Origin of the sequence: Streptomyces sp. NPDC004647 (genome assembly GCF_040609575.1) — a bacterium.
In the GTDB taxonomy this organism is placed as follows: domain Bacteria; phylum Actinomycetota; class Actinomycetes; order Streptomycetales; family Streptomycetaceae; genus Streptomyces.
Map to the genome: position 1 here is coordinate 1 of NZ_JBEXKU010000200.1, position 1804 is coordinate 1804.

Here is a 1804-nt window from a genome sequence, read left to right on the forward strand (position 1 = left end):
CGGGGTGCCGGTTTTTCGAGCCAAGTGGCCTGCCAGGTCCGGGAGTTGATGGTTTCGGCGCTCGGGCCGGACAGTGCAGGTGCGGGCGGAGGTTCCGAAACCCTCGGCGGACTCGGGCTGGGGTGAGTCGGCCGGGCTCGGCGGGCTTCTCCCACGGCCGCCGCAAGTCGGCGGCGGCCTCGCGCAGAAGACGGATCTGGGTGTGCGCGGCGATGATCAGCCAGGTCCAGCGTTCGCCAGCCTCGGGGGTTCGCAGCTTCGGACGGGTCCACCCAAGGGTCTGTTTCATCAGCCGGAAGGTGTGCTCGATGTCGAACCTGCGCAGGAACGCCTGCCAGCGGACGTCGACGTCTTCGCTGTTCAGGCCGGTGGCGGACGACCACAGCCAGAGCGGGAGCGGGTCGCCTCCGCCGGGCAGGCGGTCGACCTGGAGGCGGATCAGTGTGCCCTCGATGACGGGAAGTTCGCCGGTGTGGTCGATCCACGCGGAGCGAGTGGTCAGGCGCGGGTGGATGCGGTCCCAAGCCATCGCGCGGGCCGTGCCGTATCGATCGGTGACCTGCACGGTTGCCGCATCCGGCTCGCCCCAGGTGTCCGGCTTGGCGAAGCGGAACTCCTTGCCGTGCTTCGGTGGCCGCCCGCCCCGAGGGTAGGACTGGGCGTACTCCTTGAGCGAGGGCGTCGGCCGGCGCATGACGCGGTCGGAGCGCATCCGCCCCAGCACCTCGACCGGGAGGCCGTTGAGGAGGTGGGCCATGCGGGGGGCGTCGTAGCCGGCGTCGAAGACGATGAGGATGTCGCGGTCACCGACGTGCCAGCGGCCCATCTCGATCAGGTCGGTGACCACCCGGCGGAGCTGGGAGGCGGTGGCCTCGGCGACGTCGTCCTCGGGCCCGAAGCGGACGGCGTCCAGGAGCTGGCACCAGGACGTCCGGCCCGATTCGAGGGCGGCGACGAACGAGTACGGCCAGCCGGGGATGAATTGGTCCGAGGACCGTCCGCTGCGACCGTAGACGTGGCAGAACAGGCGATCCGCGCTGGTCGGCGCGTCGGGGCGGAGCCAGTTGCTGACGTCGACGGCCAGGACCAGGCGCCCGTCGGCGGCCCGCGGCATCGGCAGACCGGCCAGCACCTGCCGTAACCGGGGTACGTCCACGTTCCCGTGGTTCAGCGCCTCGTACATCGCGCCGTGCCCACGCCGGTGCTCGGCCACCAGCGTCAGATCCACCGGCGAGGTCACCGGGCCGTCCGCGCACAGCAACGCGTCCACGAGCTCGAACAGCTCGTCCCCGCGCACGGTCAGGCAGTCGAATAGTTCCTCCCGGAAGCGTGACGCTTGCGCGAACGCTTCCCCGGAACCGGCGTCAGGCAGCAGACTCACCTTCACGGCCTTCGTCTCGATCGGTGCACCTTGGTCGGAGCACATGCTCAGACGAAGGCCGCCCCAGCGTCCCGCGAATGCCCAGCTGGGCTACCCAGTTCGATACGCCGTTCGACGTCAGTCAGGCAGCGCCACGGTGAGATCCACCTCGACAAGCTGTCCCGGAAAGCCGAGCTGGGCGACGCCCAAGAGCGTGCTGGCGGTGGTGAACGCCGGACCCAGGGCAGACTCGGTGAGCCGACGCCATGCGGCTCCGAGAATGTCCCTCTCATCGCTCCGCACATAGATCACTGACCGCACCACATGTTCAGGCTGGGCACTCACCGCTGCCAGGGCAGTGAGCGCGTTCGCGACAACCTGGTCGACCTGCGTCTCGAGGGAACCGGAACCGACGAGGCCACCATTCCGATCAAGCGGGCACTG

2 protein-coding genes are annotated in these 1804 nt (G+C 69.5%); both read right to left on the bottom strand.

Going from position 1 to position 1804, the window contains the following annotated elements:
- Window positions 1-1381: NF041680 family putative transposase (locus ABZW18_RS34655; protein WP_356195479.1), on the bottom strand; the 1381-nt coding region annotated here is incomplete at its 3' end.
- A 117-nt stretch (window positions 1382-1498) separates the two neighbouring features.
- A partial coding sequence (locus ABZW18_RS34660; protein WP_356195477.1) for a RidA family protein occupies window positions 1499-1804 on the bottom strand: 306 nt, incomplete at its 5' end.